This window comes from Alistipes senegalensis JC50, from assembly GCF_025145645.1.
Lineage (GTDB): Bacteria > Bacteroidota > Bacteroidia > Bacteroidales > Rikenellaceae > Alistipes > Alistipes senegalensis.
On sequence record NZ_CP102252.1, the window covers coordinates 1671446 to 1690073 of the forward strand.

Annotated in this window: 13 protein-coding genes; 3 read left to right on the forward strand and 10 right to left on the reverse strand. The window is 60.0% G+C overall.

The features are described from left to right. Nucleotide 1: 1 nt before the first annotated feature. The 3 genes from NQ519_RS06650 to NQ519_RS06660 all read left to right on the forward strand — a co-directional run bounded on the left by NQ519_RS06650 (nucleotide 2) and on the right by NQ519_RS06660 (nucleotide 3522). Complete coding sequence (locus NQ519_RS06650) at nucleotides 2-1372, forward strand: MFS transporter (protein WP_019152376.1); 1371 nt, start codon at nucleotides 2-4, stop codon at nucleotides 1370-1372. Continuing rightward, the gene (locus NQ519_RS06655; protein ID WP_227900995.1) at nucleotides 1369-2451 is read left to right on the forward strand and encodes an SGNH/GDSL hydrolase family protein; all 1083 of its coding nucleotides are present in this window, start codon (nucleotides 1369-1371) and stop codon (nucleotides 2449-2451) included. The genes NQ519_RS06650 and NQ519_RS06655 overlap by 4 nt, the downstream gene beginning before the upstream one ends. Nucleotides 2452-2517: 66 nt before the next feature. After that, complete coding sequence (locus NQ519_RS06660; protein WP_019151950.1) at nucleotides 2518-3522, forward strand: aldo/keto reductase; 1005 nt, start codon at nucleotides 2518-2520, stop codon at nucleotides 3520-3522. 67 nt (nucleotides 3523-3589) lie between these two features. On the opposite strand, the gene NQ519_RS06665 is transcribed toward NQ519_RS06660, so the two are convergent. From NQ519_RS06665 to NQ519_RS06710, 10 genes are all read right to left on the reverse strand, one after another. Further along, complete coding sequence (locus NQ519_RS06665) at nucleotides 3590-4369, reverse strand: class I SAM-dependent methyltransferase (RefSeq protein WP_019151949.1); 780 nt, start codon at nucleotides 4367-4369, stop codon at nucleotides 3590-3592. A gap of 156 nt (nucleotides 4370-4525) precedes the next feature. Beyond that, nucleotides 4526-5152 carry an outer membrane beta-barrel protein gene (locus NQ519_RS06670; RefSeq protein ID WP_019151948.1) on the reverse strand — a complete coding sequence of 209 codons (627 nt, stop codon included), beginning with the start codon at nucleotides 5150-5152 and terminating at the stop codon, nucleotides 4526-4528. A 26-nt stretch (nucleotides 5153-5178) separates the two neighbouring features. Continuing rightward, nucleotides 5179-5820 (reverse strand): DUF4136 domain-containing protein, encoded by a 642-nt coding sequence (locus NQ519_RS06675; protein WP_019151947.1) that lies wholly within the window; start codon nucleotides 5818-5820, stop codon nucleotides 5179-5181. A gap of 198 nt (nucleotides 5821-6018) precedes the next feature. Beyond that, nucleotides 6019-7263: a glycoside hydrolase family 5 protein gene (locus NQ519_RS06680; RefSeq protein WP_019151946.1), complete on the reverse strand. Its 1245-nt coding sequence runs from the start codon at nucleotides 7261-7263 to the stop codon at nucleotides 6019-6021. Continuing rightward, nucleotides 7260-9062 carry a glycoside hydrolase family 2 protein gene (locus NQ519_RS06685; protein WP_019151945.1) on the reverse strand — a complete coding sequence of 601 codons (1803 nt, stop codon included), beginning with the start codon at nucleotides 9060-9062 and terminating at the stop codon, nucleotides 7260-7262. The genes NQ519_RS06680 and NQ519_RS06685 overlap by 4 nt, the downstream gene beginning before the upstream one ends. Before the next feature lie 14 nt (nucleotides 9063-9076). Continuing rightward, nucleotides 9077-9979, reverse strand: coding sequence for a glycosyl hydrolase (locus tag NQ519_RS06690; protein WP_026076764.1), 903 nt, complete (start codon nucleotides 9977-9979; stop codon nucleotides 9077-9079). Between the two features lie 25 nt (nucleotides 9980-10004). Next, a complete protein-coding gene (locus NQ519_RS06695) occupies nucleotides 10005-12692 on the reverse strand; it encodes an autotransporter outer membrane beta-barrel domain-containing protein (protein WP_019151943.1) in 2688 nt (895 codons plus the stop codon). 21 nt (nucleotides 12693-12713) lie between these two features. Next, nucleotides 12714-13667 carry a PKD domain-containing protein gene (locus NQ519_RS06700; RefSeq protein ID WP_019151942.1) on the reverse strand — a complete coding sequence of 318 codons (954 nt, stop codon included), beginning with the start codon at nucleotides 13665-13667 and terminating at the stop codon, nucleotides 12714-12716. 19 nt (nucleotides 13668-13686) lie between these two features. Beyond that, nucleotides 13687-15330, reverse strand: a complete 1644-nt coding sequence (locus NQ519_RS06705; protein WP_019151941.1) for a RagB/SusD family nutrient uptake outer membrane protein — start codon at nucleotides 15328-15330, stop codon at nucleotides 13687-13689. Nucleotides 15331-15348: 18 nt separating this feature from the next. Beyond that, on the reverse strand, nucleotides 15349-18459 hold the full coding sequence (locus NQ519_RS06710) for a SusC/RagA family TonB-linked outer membrane protein (RefSeq protein ID WP_227900994.1): 3111 nt from the start codon (nucleotides 18457-18459) through the stop codon (nucleotides 15349-15351). Nucleotides 18460-18628: the final 169 nt, after the last annotated feature.

Here is an 18628-nt window from a genome sequence, read left to right on the forward strand (position 1 = left end):
CATGAACCGCTTCACGGAATTCTACCGCATCAGTCCCCCGGCCCCGGCCCGCGAGATGGACGCCGACGCGCGCTCGAAATACTACCGCCGTCTGCGTTTGCAGGCATTCGCGGCGGCGACGCTCGGATACAGTCTCTACTATGTCTGCCGCACGAGTCTCAATGTCATGAAGAAACCCATTCTCGACAGCGGAGCGCTGGATGCTTCGCAGCTGGGAGTGATCGGATCGGCCCTGCTATTTGCCTATGCCGTCGGGAAATTCGTAAACGGATTCATTGCCGACTACTGCAACATCAAACGCTTCATGGCCACGGGACTCATCCTCTCGGCGGCGGTGAACGCCCTGATGGGACTGCTGGGACTGGCGCATTCCGTAATTCCCACGGCAGTGATATTCGTGACGTTCGCCGTGATGTGGGGGATCAACGGCTGGGCACAATCCATGGGAGCGCCCCCGGCCATCATATTCCTCTCGCGATGGTATCCCCTCCGGGAACGGGGAACCTACTACGGATTCTTCTCGGCAAGCCACAACCTCGGAGAATTCTTCTCATTCCTATTCGTGGGCTCCATCGTGACATTCGCAGGGTGGCAGGCAGGGTTCTTCGGATCGGCCGTGGCGGGAGCAATCGGTGTGGTGATCGTCCTCTGCTGGCTCCATGACACCCCGGAATCCAAAGGACTGCCGCCCGTAGAAGCCCTGGCGCACGAGAAACCGGCGCCGGAAGCGGACAAATCCGTTCGGGAGATTCAAAAACAAGTGCTCCGCACCCCGGCGGTATGGGTGCTGGCGGCGGCGAGCGCGTTCATGTACATATCCCGCTATGCCATAAACGGATGGGGAGTACTGTTCCTGCAAGAGGCCAAGGGATACTCGGATGTGGAGGCAATATCCGTGGTCTCGATAAACGCCCTGCTGGGAATACTCGGAACCGTGTTCTCGGGATGGTTCTCGGACAAACTCTTCAAGGGAGACCGAAAGATTCCCGCCCTGCTGTTCGGCATACTGAACTCCCTGGCCCTGGCACTGTTCCTCTACGGAGGGAATGCCATGTGGGTGAATGTCCTCTCGATGGTCCTGTTCGGAATAGCAATCGGAGTGCTGATCTGTTTCCTCGGAGGACTCATGGCCGTGGACATCGTGCCGAGAAAGGCGACGGGGGCCGCGCTGGGAGTGGTGGGGATAGCCTCCTACTGTGCTGCGGGAATTCAGGATGTCGCGTCGGGATGGCTCATAGATGCGAACATTACCGTAACGGCAGATGGCGCCAAACACTACGACTTCGGACCTGTGGCTGTATTCTGGATTACAGCGTCAATAATATCGTTTCTGCTGCCGCTGATGAACAAAAAACAAAAGACAGAAGCATGAAAAAAAGGATATACGCGATCCTCGGTCTGCTGATCCCGGCGATGGCCGTGGCGGAGAACACGCCGGTGAAATATGCGGACGCGGCAAATCTCACGATCGTTAACAAAGCCCAACCGGGAGGTTCGGCATTCCAGCGTATCGAGGTGGCCCGCTACCCCGAGCTGACCCCGACGGTCACGCGATATTACCGCTACTCCACGGGGCTGGCTGTGGCGTTCCGCACCGACAGCCGCAACATCCGCGCCCGGTGGACCACTGTCAACCAACTCCCCGGAGCCAATTCGACGCTCATCGCACAGCGCGGGCTCGACCTCTACATCCGCCGCGACGGCAAATGGGTCTTCGCCGGAGTCGGGGTGCCGAGCAAATCCGGAACGCAGCACGAAGCCCCCGTCGTCGAACACATGGATACGACGATGAAGGAGTGCCTGCTCTACCTCCCGCTGCACGACGAAATCGCCGCCCTCGAAATCGGAACCGACGAAGGTGCGCGGCTGGAAGCCACTCCCGACCCCTTCCGTCACCGGATCGTGGTGATCGGGTCGAGCATCACGCACGGCACCTCGGCGAGCCGTCCGGGAATGGCCTACGCCGCACGACTGGGCCGCGCGCTGGGATTCGGATTCGTCAACCTCGGGGCCAGCGGACAATGCAAACTCGACACGTTCTTCGCGCGCATCGCCGCGGAGACCCGGGCCGACGCCTTCGTGTTCGACGTTTTCTCGAATCCGTCGCCGCAGCAGATCGAAGAGCGGCTGGAGGGATTCGTCCGGCGCATCCGCGAAAGCCACCCCGCGACGCCGCTGATCTTCCTCCAGACGGAGGTGCGCGAAAGCGGGAACTTCGACCTGAAAAAACGCGCTTTCGAAGCCGACAAGCGCGAAGCCGCCCGGAAAGGGATGGAGAAACTCCTCGAAAGGGACGAAAACATCTATTTCATAGACCCCGGCATGGATCTGGGAGACGACCACGAGGCGACCGTCGATGGCGTACACCCCACGGACCTCGGGTTCGAACGGATGCTGGACGCGCTGACGCCCCGCATCGCCCGCATACTCCGGAAATACGGCATCAAGTAGTCCGGGCGACGGAGAACGGCGGCAAAAAAATCGTATCTTTGTCTTGGAATCCAAAATCGGACAGCTATGATCGAACCCCTCTACCAGCCGTCGCCGTCGCGTTACGAAAACGGCATGATTTTCCGCCGCGCCGGGCGCAGCGGCGTGCAGCTGCCGGCCCTGTCGCTGGGCATGTGGCACAATTTCGGCAGCGAGCAGACCTTCTCCAAAGTGCAGGAGATGGCCCACTACGCCTTCGACCGCGGGATCGTGCACTTCGACCTGGCGAACAACTACGGCCCGGCCTACGGAACCGCCGAGGAGAATTTCGGACGCCTGATGGAACGGTCGTTCCGCCCCTACCGCGACGAGATGTTCATCGCCACCAAGGCCGGATACGACATGTGGCCGGGGCCCTACGGCAACTGGGGTTCGCGCAAATACCTCATGGCGAGCCTCGACCAGAGCCTGCGGCGCATGAAGCTCGACTATGCGGACGTTTTCTATTCGCACCGCTACGATCCCGAAACGCCGCTCGAAGAGACGCTTCAGGCCCTGGTGGACATCGTGCGCAGCGGCAAGGCGCTGTACGCCGGGCTGTCGCGCTACCCGCTCGCGGCGGAGCGTTTCGCATTCCGCTACCTGGCCGAGCGCGACGTGCCGTGCCTGCTGTTTCAGGACAAATACAACATTTTCAACCGCGAGCCCGCGACATCGGGCGTGCTGTCGCTGGCCGCCGAGTCGGGCGCAGGGTTCGCGGCCTTCTCGCCGCTGGCACAGGGGCTTCTGACCGGGCGTTACCTCAACGGCATTCCGCAGGATTCGCGCATGGCCGAGGGGCGTTCGCTGCGGCGCGACGTGCTGACCGACGCGATGCTGGCCCGCATCCGCGGCCTCGACGACCTCGCCCGGCAGCGCGGGCAGACGCTGGCCGAAATGGCGCTGGCGTGGCTGCTGCACGACAGCCGCGTGACGACGGTCATCATCGGAGCCAGCTCGACGGCCCAGATCGCAGACAACCTGCGGGCGTTGGAGAACACGGCCTTTTCCGACGAGGAACTGGCGCGGATCGACGCGCTCTCGCGGGAATGACCCCGGCATGGAAAAAAGAGGTCCGCTTTCCGATGAAAGCGGACCTTTTCGCGTTATGACGGCAGGATTACTTTTCGGGTTTCTGCCCGATGTAGAAAACATATCCGTAGTCCGTTCCGTGGGCGCGGTAGTGTTCGATCTCCTCCCGCATCAGCGTGGCCATGCGGACCGCAGCCGGACTGTGACCCTGCTCTTCCAGAAAGTCGGGGATGCGCGCGGCCACCGCAGCGTAGTAATTCTGCGTCCAGCAATGCTGCGGCAGCACGAAATGCGCCAGCGGAACGTATCCGGCCTTTTCGAGGATGCGCACTTTGGCCGCAGGGGTGCCGATGTCCGGGAAATTCTCCCGGATGTACGCCGTCTCCGGCAACCGCGAGGGCGCGAGCCACGAGCACTCGGTGACGGCGATCACGCCCCCGGGTTTGAGGAACCGCCGCCACTCGGTGAGCCCCCTCTCGAAACCGATGTTGTAGATCGACCCCTCGGCCCAGATGAGGTCCAGCTCTTCGTCGCCGAAGGGCAGTTCGTCCATCGACCCGACGAGGGCCGTGACCTTTTCGCTCAGTCCCGTGCGCTTCATCCGTGCGCGAAGCTCCTCGATCATTCCGGGCAGCAGGTCCACGGCCGTGATCGTGCCGTCGAGGTGCCGGGCGAGCACTTCGGTCTGCCGCCCCGTACCGCAGCCGATGTCGGCGACGCGGAGTCCGGGGCCTGTCGCCGGGAGGAACCCCAAAGCCCGGATGGTTTGTTCGTCGCCGCCGGGGCCCTGCCGGTCGAGGGCGCGGAAAAAATCGGCGATGAGGGTCAAATCGAATTCGAAGATCGGTTCCTTGTTTTCGTTGTTCATAATCGGGAATATTCGGGCCGTCCGTCGGACGGCTGAAACAATGTTTCGGGCCTGCAAGATAGTTCTTCGAAACGGAACCGCCAAATCCGTCCGCACGAAAACGCCGGACCTTCGTACAAGGCCCGGCGCTTCCGGTGAGGCGTCACCCGACGGGTGTCAGAACGAGATGCCGACACGTATGCCGAAATTGTTGATGTTGTTGATCGAGTAGGTCAGCACATCGCCGCTGTTGGTGGCGTAGCTGTAATAGAGCGCCACGTGGAAACCCAGCCGGTAGTCGGGGCGCGGGAAGATCGACACGCCGATCTCCGGCGACATGAAGAATCCCCATGTGTCGGTGTACTGCTTGACGACATAATAGTAAGACGACATTTCGGCGTAGCTGGCGCCCAGCTTCAGGCCGGCATAGGGCTGGAATACGCTGTCGGTAAGCCAGTTGTAACGTCCCGTAACGCCGAACGGCAGTTGGAACAGGGCGTGTTTCTGGTTGGTGGTCAGCGCCGAGCCGCCGCCCAGATCGAGCGTCTGACGCGAAATGCTTTGCAGATTGGTCTGGTAGGAGATGAACGGACCCACGGTGATGGCCGGCGTCACGAAGTAACCGCCTTCGAAGTTCATGCCCCAGCCCGAGGTCTTGTCGGCGAAATCGGCGCCCAGAGGCACGCCCACCTGCCAGTCGATGTTGATGTAGGTCTTGGGGAACACCTGTGCCTTGCCCGGCAGGGCCGCAGCAAGCATAACGGCGCAGATAGCGATGGTTTTGAAGTATTTCGATGTTTTCATAATCGGACGAATTTTTTGCTGTTAAACTATTTTGCCAGATAAGGCGACTGCTCGAAAGCCTGCTCCACGCCGGCGATCGTGCGTTGCCGGTTGAGTTCCGCATCGGAAGTCAGCAGACCGCCGATGAAGCTGTCCCACACGACGGGCAGTTTCTTGTTGCTCTCCCGATCGGCTTCGAGGTCCAGCATCTCCAACAGCAGCGAACCGGCCGTGTATCCGTAATAAACGCTGTAAGGGTAGTGCCAGCCGACCCAGTCGCCCCAGTATCCGGGAGCCCAGTAGTAGGGGTAGTACCACCACCAGTAGGGATAGTCGTAGCCTACGAAGTAGGTCACTTTCCGGACGTAGCTGAGCTGGATGCCCACATTGGCGGCATCCTTGTCATCGGTGCGGGTGTATCCGGCGGCATTCATCTTGCCGGCGACCGTGCCGATGATCTCCAGGGCGTCGGCGTCTTTCCAGTATTCGGTTTTGTCGCTGTTCCCGATCACCAGAATACTGTCGGGGAGGTAGTAAGTGTCGATGGCGGCGAAATCGGTGTCGGTGTCGTGGGCTGTGTAGACCAGATAATCCCGGTGAAGGTCCGATGTCGAAGGCTCCTTCTGACACGCGCAGAACGCAACTGCAATGAGTGCGAACGCAAAGTAACGTAATTTTTTGACGTTCATGGTTGTTTAATTTTTTTGGTTTGCTGTCCCGACCATCGTTTCAAATTCCGTTCCCCGCGCGCGGGTTTCCCGGCGCAGGGCCCGAATCGCGCATAAAGAAACCGTTTTCGAAGCACGAAAAACCGGGACTCCCGTCGTGGGAGCCCCGGTCGTTCCGGCGGCGAATATCTCTCAGAACCCGAACGTCTTGCAAGGCAATCAGGGATTCAACCCCAATGCAGCGACATACGTGTCATTCGGGCGGCAGTTCGCAAATTTGCAGTTCTCGAGGTAAATATCGAGCACGCGGCGCATCTCGGACTGGTCCGGACGAGCTTCACGGATGAATCCGTATTCGGAACGGTCGGCCGCCAGGAAATCGCAGATCTTCTGCCAGCCTTCGGGCATCGGCACGCTCACGAACGACGGCCGGGCATCGAGCCGCTTGTAAGTCCAGAAAGTCCACCCGATGTTCATCTCGTCGAGCGCCCTGCGGAAATTCCCGACCCACTCGTCGGTATTCTCGCCGGTTTCGCCCATATACATCGGGCATTGCGACTTGTCGCGGAAAGCCGCGAAGCCTTTGAGCGAATTGACCGAAGGCGGACACTTGTAGATATGGCACGTGAAGATCAGATTGTCATCGAAGGTCCAGTCGTCGTAAACCTTGAAATTCGTGTTCCACTGCGCTCCGGCGAGGATCAGAATGTGGCGGGAATCCACCTCGCGGATAGCCTTGGCCGTCCGGATCATCAACGGCTGGAGTTCGGCGTTCAGCTCCTCCTTGTCCTCGAAATAGTGGGCGATCGGTTCGTTCATCAGGTCGTAGCCGAGGATCGTGGGTTCGTCCGCATAACGGGCCGCAATGCCGCGCCAGACGGCGATGAAGCGTTCCTGCATCTCCGGACTGCGGAACAGCCACGGATAACCGTACGAATCGTCGATGTTGTCGCCGGTCTGCCCGCCCGGGCAGTCGTGCATGTCGAGAATCAACCGCAGCCCGGCGTCGCGGCACCACTCCACAACGCGGTCCACGAGGGCGAATCCCTCCTCGGGATCATGCAGCCCGAGATACTCCTCCGCGGTGAAAAGTTTGTAGTGGAACGGCAGACGCACGGTCGTAGCTCCGGTCGAAGCGATGTAATCTATATCCTCGCGAGTGATGTAGTTCTCGCGGAACGTACGCCAGAAACGCTCCATATAGGCCGGACCGACCAGCTGGCACAGACCTTCATGGATGCGGCGCGGCGAATTGGCGCTTTTGGGAAACTGAAAGAGGTAACCCTCGGGATTGAGCCAGTGTCCGAGGTTGGTGCCCCGGATTTCGAAACGGTTCCCGTTCCCATCGACCAGATTCACGCCGTCGGTGCGGATGAAATCCGGCGAACCGCCGGCACGGCCGGCACATGCCGCACAGCACAGCGCGGCGAGAGAGAGGATGAGATGTTTGAAAATTGCGATCATCTTTTCGTTTTGTAATAATCTTGAAGTACGTAGAATGCCTGTTTGCGTTCGCCGCGGTCGGAGATGACCCCCTTGCGGTTGAAGCCGTCCTGCGTCTGGGGCAGCAGCCGGCGCGCCGAACGGAAATCTTTGAGCACCCAGGGCGAAATGCCCGAAACTGGCGGCATCCGCTCTTCGATCATCCGCAGCGTCTTGCGATAGAGATCGGCCTGATACTCCTCGGTCCAGATCTCCGTGGCTTCACCGCGCTTGCCGTAAGGGGCGCCGCCGCCGAACTCCGAGATCATGACCGGCTTTTCGTAGTCGATCTCCCAGCGCACGCGGTCGATCTTTTCGTTCGTCCCGTCGTACCAGCCCACATACTCGTTCAGGCTGATGATGTCTACATATTCGTTCATGTTATCCTGCACGGAGAGCACCTCCGGGCTTTTGTCGTTGCGCTCCATCGCCATCGAGATCAGACGGGTCGGGTCCTTTTCGCGGGCATAGGCGGCCAGCGACGAGAGGAACCGGTCGCGGGCGTCGCCGTGGGGCGTTTCGTTGGCGATCGACCAGATAATGACGTTGCAGCGGTTCTGGTCGCGTTCGATCATCTCGTCGAGCTGGTTCAGGGCATTGGCGTAAACATCCTCGCGCTCCCAGAGAATCGTCCAGTAAACCGGAATCTCGCTCCACACGAGCAGCCCCATCCGTTCGGCCTCGCGCACCATCTGTTCGTTGTGTGGATAGTGGGCCAGACGGACGTAGTTGCAGCCCAGTTCCCTGGCCCAGCCGAGCAGCGTGCGGTCCTCCTCGACCTTGGCGATGCGCCCGTTGCGGAATGCCGCCTCCTCGTGGATCGAAATGCCGCGCAGGAAGATCGGTTTTCCATTGAGCAGTATTTCGCGGCCGCGGGTCTCGATGGTGCGGAATCCGATCTCGTCCTCCACCCGGTCGTCGTCCGATGCGATTTCGACGGCATAGAGTTTCGGGGATTCGGGCGACCAGAGACCGATCCGGGCGCGCTTTTCGAACCGGGCGACCCCGTCGGCGTCGGTCGTTCCCCGAAGGTCGATCTTCAGTTCGGGAATCGCAAATCCGACATGCTGCCCGGCCTCCTTCCCGTTCATGCGCACAACAGCCTCGACGGTGTCGGTCGTACCGGGTTTCAGCCGCACGGTGTAACTCTCGACAAAGCGTTCGGGAACCGACACCAACATCACGTCGCGCGTGATGCCGCCGTAGTTGAACCAGTCGCAGATGATGGTCGGCACGCGTTCGGGCAGCCGTTTGTTGTCCACGGCCACCACCAGCGTATTCTCCCCGTCGCGGAGCAGGTCCGTCACATCGAAATTGAACGGCGTATAGCCGCCTTCGTGGTCGCCGACATGCTCCCCGTTCAGAAAGACATGGGTGAGGTAGTTCGAAGCCCCGAAATAGAGGTACTGCCGTTTTCCGGCCTCGCGGGCAGCCGGGAACTTATGGCGCAGCCAAACCATCCCTTCGTAGTGGAAGAGCTGATGCACCTGCGTATTCCAGTCGCCGGGAACGGCCATCACGGGCGAAAGGTCGAAGTCGTACTCCTTCCACGTAGTAACGTTGTCCACCTGCTTGTCCTTGAAGAAACCGTTGGGATCGGGTCGCCGGCGGTAGTCGTAGTAACCGGTTTCGAGCGGATCGGCGAAATAGTTCCAATAGCCGTTCAGCGACCGGATTTCGCGCCCGTAGACATGCTGGATCAGCGGATCGAGCCCTTCGGTGCGCTGTCCGTAGGCAAGAGAGGCCGACAGCAGGGCTGCCAGAATCAGGATTTTTTTCATGCGGTTCGTGCAGTTTATTGATTTTTAAGCCGAATATCGTCGTTGGGTTCGAGCGTGGCGTAATATTCGCCCAGCGAGGTGATCCGCTCGTCGTCGCCGAAAAAGCGCGAGGTGATCAGGCCGATCATCGTCGGCGAAGCACACCCGAACCACGAGTAGCGGAACACCTCGTTCATCCCCTCGTAGGCCGGCAGCAGCACCTTCATCTGATCGAGTACGCGGCTCTCGGTGTAACTGTTGTAGCCGTTGTTCTTGGCATTGTCGTCGCGCGGCGCGAACTCGGTGATCCAGATTTTCTTGCCGAATTTATTATAAACGTCGCGGATCACCGACTGGTAGTTCTGGGTTCCGATGCCCGCATACATGTGCACGGCGACATAATCGCAGCGCAGTCCCCGCTGCGCGACGCCGGCCATAAATTCGTCGAGCCAGGCCCGCGTGGGGTACGACGGGGCCGGACTTACGAGTTTGATGCGGCTGTCGAGGTTTTGGCAAAGAAATTCCCACTTTTCGAGAGCATCGGAGACACTCATGTTCGACTCCTCTTTCAGATCGGGTTCGTTGAATCCCAACACATAGAAAACCCGCCCCTCTTCATAGAGTTTGTTGATTTTGTCGCAGTTGTCCTTGGTGACCGACGAGGCGCCCCAGAACATCGGCACGAACTCCGCGCCCTCGACCGTATTGCTCGGATCGAGCCCCCAGGTGTAATACCAGTTGGCCTTCAGATCGACGAGTTTCTGTCCGAAATCCAGCGTGTTGGTGCTTTGGCAGACGCCGCGTTTGGCCTTCGTGGCCCCGGTCGTTCCGCCCTCGGGTTTGTTGATGTCCTCGGGCAGGTCCGAGATCATCTGCTCTTTGGTGCACGCCGTAACGGCGCACACCAGAGCAATGAGGATAAACAGTATCTTTTTCATAATCAGTCTTCTTATTCTCGGTTAGTTAGTTGATTTTCACGGCATCGTCGCAGCCCGTCTTCTGCAATTTCGGGGCTGACGCCGCAGCGTCCCAGATCCATACCGATGCGAAGTCATAGCCGAGGCTTTCGAACAACGCCTGCGTCGGCTCCTGCTCGACGCCGTCCTGGCCATAGGTATCGGTATCCAGTGCGACGTAAGCCGACGCATCGGCATAGGAGACATTCCAACGGTAATTGGACGTAGCGGTAATATCGCCCGCCGCCGTACCGTAAATGGCAAACCCTCCGGTCTGGATCGTGGTGGCGATCACGGCGCAACCGGTCGTCTTCGGAGTATTGCCGTTCTTTATGTTCACGATACCGGCCGTATAGGAAGTGCCCTTCGAACCTCCCGTCACACGCGCCCCGCAGACCACGCAGCGTTCAACGTCACCCTTGACGGCAGCCGAGATTCCGGCCGCAGCAGCCGTACTGGAAGACGACACGCTGATCGCCTGCACCGAGCCGCCGACATAGCAGTCGCGGACCGAACAACATACGCCGCCGATGCCGCCCACAGCGTTTCCGCCGCTGACGCTTCCTGTAAAGGCACTCTTCTCGATGGTGATGCCGCCGACGTAATCGCCGCTGACGGTCGATCCCTGCAAAGCGCCGAAAATACCGCCGATCATATTCGAACCCTCGCCGGACATCTTCACTTCGGCAGTCACCAGACATCCTTTGATAATATCCTTCGAATTTTGGTTCGTATTGGTTTTGCGACCCAGAATACCGCCCAGCTTCGTGCCGGAAATCGTTCCGGAAATCGAGCCTTCGACCGTCGAGTCGGACATCGTGACGCCGTTCGAAGCCTTGATGACACCGACCAGACCTCCGGTCGCAAAATTCGAATTGGTGGTCATTGTGACATTCACATAGCAGTTATTGATGACGGACGAACCCTGCGCCTGTCCGGCAATGGCTCCGAAGCCCGTATCGGCTGACGATGCACCCGATTCCGCCGACAGCGTACCCGTCACGGCCACTCCTTCGACATGTCCGTCGAGCAGGTTGGCCACGGCTCCGCAGGCGCTCTTTCCGGCAGAGATATTCACACCGGAGAACTTCACGTTCTTCACCGCACCCGTAAGCGTCGCAACGAAAGGCGCCGTCAGCCCCTCGACCGTATGTCCGTCGCCGTCGAGCGAGCCCGAGAACGCGGGAATGGTCTCCCAGCCGGAAACGGCGATGTCCTCCGTCAGTTTCACGTGGGCCGCCGGATAGGTGTGCAGCGTCGCGGTGAACTGATCAGCGTCGATCACCACGTAGGGATCGCCCTCGATGCCCGAACCGCTTTCGTACATATTTTTCGACGAAACCGCAATGGTGTGCACCGTCGAAGTCACCCGGTCGCCGAGCGACACGCTGAACGTGACATCTCCACCGGAAAAATCGGCCTCCTTGGTGACGGTGAAGTTCCCCGAAGCGTCGTCGTAGCTCCACGACGTGCCGGTCGCACCCGGATCGAAAGTCACCGTCGCGCCCTTGGTCACGAGTCCCAGCGACTCGGTGGCCGAATCCGAGCCCATCGTGATGTTGACAGCCGCGGGAACCGTACCGAACTCGATCACCCGGGCATCCCGGCCCGCACCCGAAGCGACGGATGCGGCGACGAAATTCTCCCCTCTGACCGTGACGGCCGAAACATCGGCCGAAAGAGAAGCCTCGCTTTCGGCAGCGAGCGCCGAGACGTAATTACGGCCCGTGACACTGCCGTCGAGCGTCAGGTTCGTGACCTCGGCACCCGCACCGACACGGGCGAAAAGAGCGACATAATCCTCCGCCGGACGGTCGAGCGCCAGCGTGATCTTGCGGCCGTTGCCGTCGAGCGAACCCGTGAAGGGCTGCGCCTCGGTGCCGGCGGGCGTCCAGTTATTGTCGAGAACAATATCCGAAGCGAGGCGGAAAGCCTTGTCGAATCCGTAGCCGATCTTTTCGAGTTCCGCAGCGGAGGTGACCTCATAGGGAGCGTCGGCCGTACCTTCACCGGCTGCGAAAGCGCTGACGCGGATCTTGCACACCTGCGGCGGACGAGCGCCGAACGAGGCGGTCAACTCCACCTCGCCGCCGAGGAAATTGGCGGCAGGAGTGAACGTGACGGTACCTTCGCCGGTCGCCGGGTCCGAAACCACGTTGACACGCAGCCCGTCGGGCGTCGTGCCCGATTCGACGACCGCGGCCATCGTCGGGCTGACGGTGAAAGCGATGGTTTCGGGAGCGGTCAGACCCGTGAGCGGCGTGCGGTCGATCTCGAATTCGATCGTCCCCGACGGGTCCACATCCTCCAGCACGGCGATTTCGACGCTCGAAAGATAGGTCTTGGCCCGGTATTCGACGTTGAGTTGCAGGAACGAGGTTTCGAGCAGCAGGGGCGTACCCTTGACGGCCACCGTCGCTTCACCCGCTCCCGACACGAGCGTCACCTCCTGCGCGTCGATGCGCAGGCCGTTGGTTTCGGGGGCACTGATGCGCGCCGTGCCTCCCCTGGCGTTCTCGTAGGGAATCTTTATGCGGCAGAGGTCGTTCGCTTCGACGCCCTGCACGTAGCTGCCTTCCGCGAGGCAGTTGGCCGTGTCGATAACCAGTTCATCGAGGTAGTAGGACGAAGCGTCGTCGTCCGAACATCCCGCGGCCAGCGCGGCGGCACAAAGGATATAAAGCAGTTTTTTCATAATGTCAATCGGTTTTGCGGGTTAATCCTTCGACCAGATCCACTCGATCGGATCGTTGTTCGACGCCGTTTCCCTGGTGCGCAGCAACAGCTGGCGCAGCGACAGTTTGCCGTCGATCGTTGACCACATGAAAATCTTCATATGGGTCTCCGAGATGGCCCGGACCTCGTACTGCGTATTCCAGCCGCAGAAATAGAAGAGGTAGCCGCCGTGACCGGCATTGGTCGAGGGGAAAGAGATGTAATAGCGCCCTCCCGTCTGCGAAAGGCTCCAACCCATGTTCGAAGGCGGCGTACAGGCGACGATGTAGTCGTTCGTCGAGGCCAGGTTATAGGCCGTCGCGCTCCATGCCCCGTCGTTGTAAAGCTCCATAGCGGGGGTCATGTTGTTCAGCGTCGAACTCTTGCCGTTGTTCACATAGCCGAAAGCCTGGCCGCGTTCGCTGTTGAGGATGAAGGTCGCCTCGTCGTCGTAGAGCTCGCAGCCGGCCTTTCCGTTCGGGCTGACGCCCCACCAGCGGTCGCTCACGTTGTTGGGATTGAACAGGCCGATATGGTCCTGGCGCTCGGCATCGAGCATCCAGGTCTTGCCCTCGCCGCCGATCTCTCCGGCGATGTAGGTGTACATCGGATCGTTCAGCAGGAAGAGGTTTTCCGTCGTCACGGAGAGTTTCACCGAAACGTCGTTCGTGCGCCCGTTGTCGCCGTAGGCTTTCAACGAGATCGTATAATCGCCCGGAAAAGGGTATTCGGCCGTTACCGAATTGACGCCCGAAGCGGTGTTGCCGTTGCCGAGGTCCCAGAATCCGATCACGTCGGTGCGGTTCGTGCGCAGCAGATAGGTGTTCTGCACTTCACCGGGCGTCACGACGATTTTCAGGTCGGAGACACGTCCGTCGGGCAGTTCGGGGCGCTCGTCGATCGTGCACCCCACGGCCGCGAACGCGATGGTCAGTATGCTGATTATCTTTTTCATGGAAAGTTCGTTTTGAAAGTTAGTAGCCGGGGTTCTGCACCAGCGAATTGCGCGACTGGGTGATCTCATACTGCGGGATCGGCAGCAGGCCGCGGCGCGTCTTGTCCCACGTGACGGCGAATTCGCCCTCCTCGCCGTTGGTCAGGACACTGGCTGCGTAGGTATCGCCCTGACGCAGGACATCCCAATAGCGATGGCCTTCGAGGGCCAGTTCGAGCAGGCGTTCATCGAGAATCTTGTTCAGCGTCAATTCTCCGGCATTGCCGGCCGACCCGGCGCCCAGCGCACGTTCGCGCACCTTGGCGTAATATCCGAACGCCTTGCTCTGCGAGCCGTAGCGGAACTCCATTTCGGCAGCCATCAGCAGCACGTCCGTCCAGCGGATCGAGGGATAATTGTTCGGATAGTTCAGCTCACGCGACCCCGACGAGGCATTGTTGGCCGTCAGCGGCGTAAACTTGCGGCAGAAATAGCCCGTGTTCTGGAACCCTTCCGTGTATTTCAGCCCTTCGCCGTCGTTGTCGCCCTCGGCGGCATTGGCATTGATGAGCGTCGCCCAGCGGCGCGGGTCGGCGGGATCGTAGGCGTCGAAAAGGCGCTTGTCCACCGGAGCGAACGACCAGCCGGCGGCATAAGGCGAGGCAACGTCGCGGATGCCCCACAGAATCACGGCCTGATTGCCCATACAACCCTCGCGGTTGCTCCAATCGCCCCACTTCGAAAGGGCCGAATACTGGATGGTGAAGACCTCCTCCGAACAGTTTTTGTTCGAGACGTTCCACAGCGGGGAGACGCCGCTCGCCGTATCTTTCGCATAGGCATTGGCCAGGAACGAATAGTTGCCGCTGTCGGCCACCTCCTCGATCATGCGGATCATCTCCTCCGCGGAGACTCCGGGCAGCTCCTGCCGACCGTAATACCCCGTATAATAGAGCCATACGCGGCAGAGCAGGGCTTTGGCGGCGTCGAGCGTGGCGCGGCCCTTATCCGCGGAGTCGAACTGGTTGGCGGCCTCGGTCATCGCCGGAGAACCGTCGGCGCGCTTCATCCCGATAGCCGTCAGCAGGTCGGTGGCGATTTGTTCGTAGACAGCGGCGGGCTCCGCCTGTTTCTGAGCGAAATCGGCCGGGGTGAGCGGCGTGAGGATCAGCGGCACGTTGCCGAACAGACGCACGAGATCGAAATAGTAGTAAGCCCGCAGGAAATGTCCCTCGGCCTTGTACATGGCACGCAGGTCCTCATCTTCGAACGCGGCGCCGTCGATCTTCTCGAAAAACTTGTTGCAACGGTAAATGCCGGTGTAGTATTTGTGCCACAGGGCTTCGGGATAGAGGTCCGAAACCAACATCGTGAAGCGGTCGAGGCGACTGGTCTGCACGGCGTCGTTGGCACTGGCGCCTCCGGCGTAGCAGCAGTCCCCGAGGATCTCGCTGACCACCTCGAACGCACAGTTCTGCGCGCCGCCGCTGACAGCCTTGGGAGCGCTCCAGGTCAGCACGTTGTAAGCCGAGGTGAGCGACTGGTACATGTCCTTGGACGATCGGTAAAAGTTGTCTTCGACATCGTTCATCGGCGGCGTGAGGTCGAGCAGCGAGTTGCAGGCCCCGCCTCCGAGACACATCAGGCCCGCAGCGACGATCGAATAAATTCCGGTATGTTTCATAACAGTTGTTTTTTCGGGTTAGAAGGTGAGGTTCAGGCCGACCGATACGGTGCGCGGACGGGGATAGACGCCCCGGTCGATGCCCGATCCGAGGATCGACCCGCCGTTGCCCACTTCGGGATCGTAGCCGTCGTATTTCGTGAACGTGAAGGCGTTATCGACCGACGCGAAGACGCGCACCTTGCGCAGGTAATACTTCTCGGGAATATTGACCGTATAGCCGAGCGTGATATTGCGGATGCGCCAGAAATCCCCGTCCCTGAGGTAGAAATCCGACGGCCGCGTCCAGTTCAGATTCGTGTCGTTATGCGCCACGCGGGGGATCGAGTTCGACGTTCCCTCGCCGTGCCAGCGGTCGAGCACCCAGGCTCCGTAGTTGCTCATCGTCAGATCGGGACGGCGCAGGACACTGAATATTTTGTTGCCGGCCTGCCCCGCAGAGGTGATGCCCAGGTCGAAACCGTAGGCGCTGACATTGACGTTAAGGCCGAAAGTCACCTTCGGGAAGGGATTGCCCAGATCCACCCGGTCGTTGTCGTCGATCGTGCCGTTGTCGTCGGTATCCTGATAGCGGAAGTCGCCGGGACGGGCGTCGGGCTGGATCTGCACCCCTTTCGAGTTGACCCATGCGTCGATCTCGGCCTGATTCTGGAAGATTCCCAGCGTCTTGTAGCCCCAGAAATAGGACATGGCGTGTCCGGCCTCCATGCGGGTCACGGCACCTGTAATGCCCTGGACGGTCGAACCGGTGACATAGCCGGTGTCGGTTCCGACATAGGTGACCCGGTTCTTATTGTAGGAGATGTTGCCGTTCACGGCGATATTCCACTTGCCGAACTGCCGCTGGAAATCCACGGCGAACTCCACGCCCGAGTTTTTCACGTTGCCGGCATTGGCCGTCGGGAACGAGTTGCCCAGCATCAGCGGAACGGGCGTCGTCACGAGCAGGTCCTTGGTCTTCTTGACATAGTAGTCGAACGTAAGTCCGAGACAGCCGAAGAGCCGCACGTCGAGACCGATATCGGTCTGCTCGGAGGTCTCCCATTTCAGATCGGGGTTGACCACCTTGACCGGAGCCGCTCCGACCGCGAGGCTGCCGTTCGCATTCTGCGACCCGAAGGAATAGCCGAGGCCGTAGGTCGAAATGGTCGCCAGATAGGCGAAATCGCCGATATTCTCGTTACCGTTCTGTCCCCACGAAGCGCGGAATTTCAAGGCGTCGAGCCAGCGGACATCGCGCAGGAAACTCTCGTTGGCGACATTCCAGCCCACGGAGACCGAGGGGAACGTACCGAAACGGTTGTTGGGGCCGAAACGCGACGACCCGTCGCGGCGGACGGTGGCCGTGAGCATATAGCGGTTGTCGTAGGCATAGTTGACACGCCCGAAGAACGACACGATGGCCGAGGGATTGCCCGGACCGCCGCTCGCCGATGCCGAGGAGTTGGTCGCCATCGAGATATAGGCGTGGTCCTCGTCGTCGATTTTCAGATCGTTGCGGCTGGCGCTCAGCGAGAGGGAGCTGCGCTGGAGCAGCGAAGCTCCGATCATCGCCGACACGTCGTGCCGCCCGTCGTAGACATGCCCCCAGGTGAGATAACCTTCGTAGCTGAACCGGCGGTTCTGGTCATAGCTCTGCGATGCGCCGTTGGCCGACGTGTTCCCGGTCGTCGAGTTGAGTTTATACATCGGGGAATAGCCGAATCCGTCGGTCCAGGTGATGTCGGCGCCGGCGGAACCGCGCAGCCGGAAATCATTCAGGAATTTGAGTTCCGCGAAGACGCTCCCCTTCATGGTGGTATAGAGCGTGCGTCCGTTCGAATAGTAGATGCGCGCCACGGGGTTCACCACCTCCTGCGACACGTATTTCGAAACGCCGAAGCCGCCGTAAAGCTCGTCGGTCTGATAGGGATCGTAAACCGGCGTGAGCGGGTCCATGTTCAGGGCGCCGACCAGCGGTCCGGCCGTCGAGGAGTTCTGCGTCACCGACTGTTTCTTGACGTGGCTCACCACGACGTTCTCGCCGACGGTCAGCGCATCGTTGCGCAGCAGTTTGTGTTCGGCGGCGAGGTTGATCGTATAACGCTTGAAATTCGACTTGCCCTCAGCCAGAATGCCGTCCTGATTCAGATACGAAGCCGATCCGTTGAACGACGAGCGGGCCGTGCCGGCCGAAATGCGCACGTTATGGCGCTGCACGCCGGCATTGCGGTTGAGAATGGCCTCCTGCCAGTCGGTTCCCTGACGGAAAGAGGCGATCTGCTCGTCGGTGAACGGAAGCGTCGCGCCCGAATTGGCCGCAGCCTCGTTCTGGATAATGGCGTATTCGCGGGCGTTCAGCACGTCGATCTTACGGGCGATGTTCTGGATACCGTACGAAAAGTCGTAGTTGACGCTCCATTGTCCGTCCTTGCTGCGCCGCGTCGTGATCAGAACGACACCGTTGCCGCCGCGGGCTCCGTAAATCGCCGAAGCGGCGGCATCTTTCAGCACCTCGATCGATTCGATGTCGCCCGGGTTGAGGTACTCGATGCCCGAAACGGCCATTCCGTCAACGATATAAATAGGTGTCGCCGTGCCGTTGGTGCCGATACCGCGGATGTAAATCTGAACATCCGATCCGGGTTGTCCGGAGTTCGACACGACCTGTACGCCGGCTGTTTTCCCGGCCAGCGCATCGTCGGCACGCATGATGCCCGTCGTTTCGAGGGCCGAACCCTTGACCGACGAGATGGCTCCCGTCACAAGGCTTTTCTTCTGAACGCCGTAACCCACGACCACCACTTCGTCAACCAGCTGCGCATCGCTCTCCAAGCGCACGTCGATCTCCATGCGGTTGTGTACGGCCACCTCCTGCGTCTTGTATCCGAGGAAGCTGAACACCAGCACATCGGATTTCGACGCACGGATCGTATAAGCGCCCTTCATATCGGTCGAAGTGCCGGTAGTGGTGCCTTTGACGATGACCGCCACACCGGCGATGCCTTCGCCCGACGCATCCGTCACGATACCCGAAACGGTGCTTTGGGACTGCGCCGATCCCGGCAGCAGAAACAACGTGCCGGCCAATGCCAGCAGCATCCTGCGCAACCCCGGGAGAACGGCTCTTCCGTGTAGATTTTCATTCATAGATTTGGATTTTAGGTTAGCTATATAAATTATTTTAGAAACAATTCCTGTCCAAAAGTAAAATTTCAATGAACGAATCCGAATTTTTCAACCCCTACAAAACTACGACACAGCCGATTTCCGGAATCATCCAAATCCCTACAAATCGGTATTCAAACCGTTTATTATC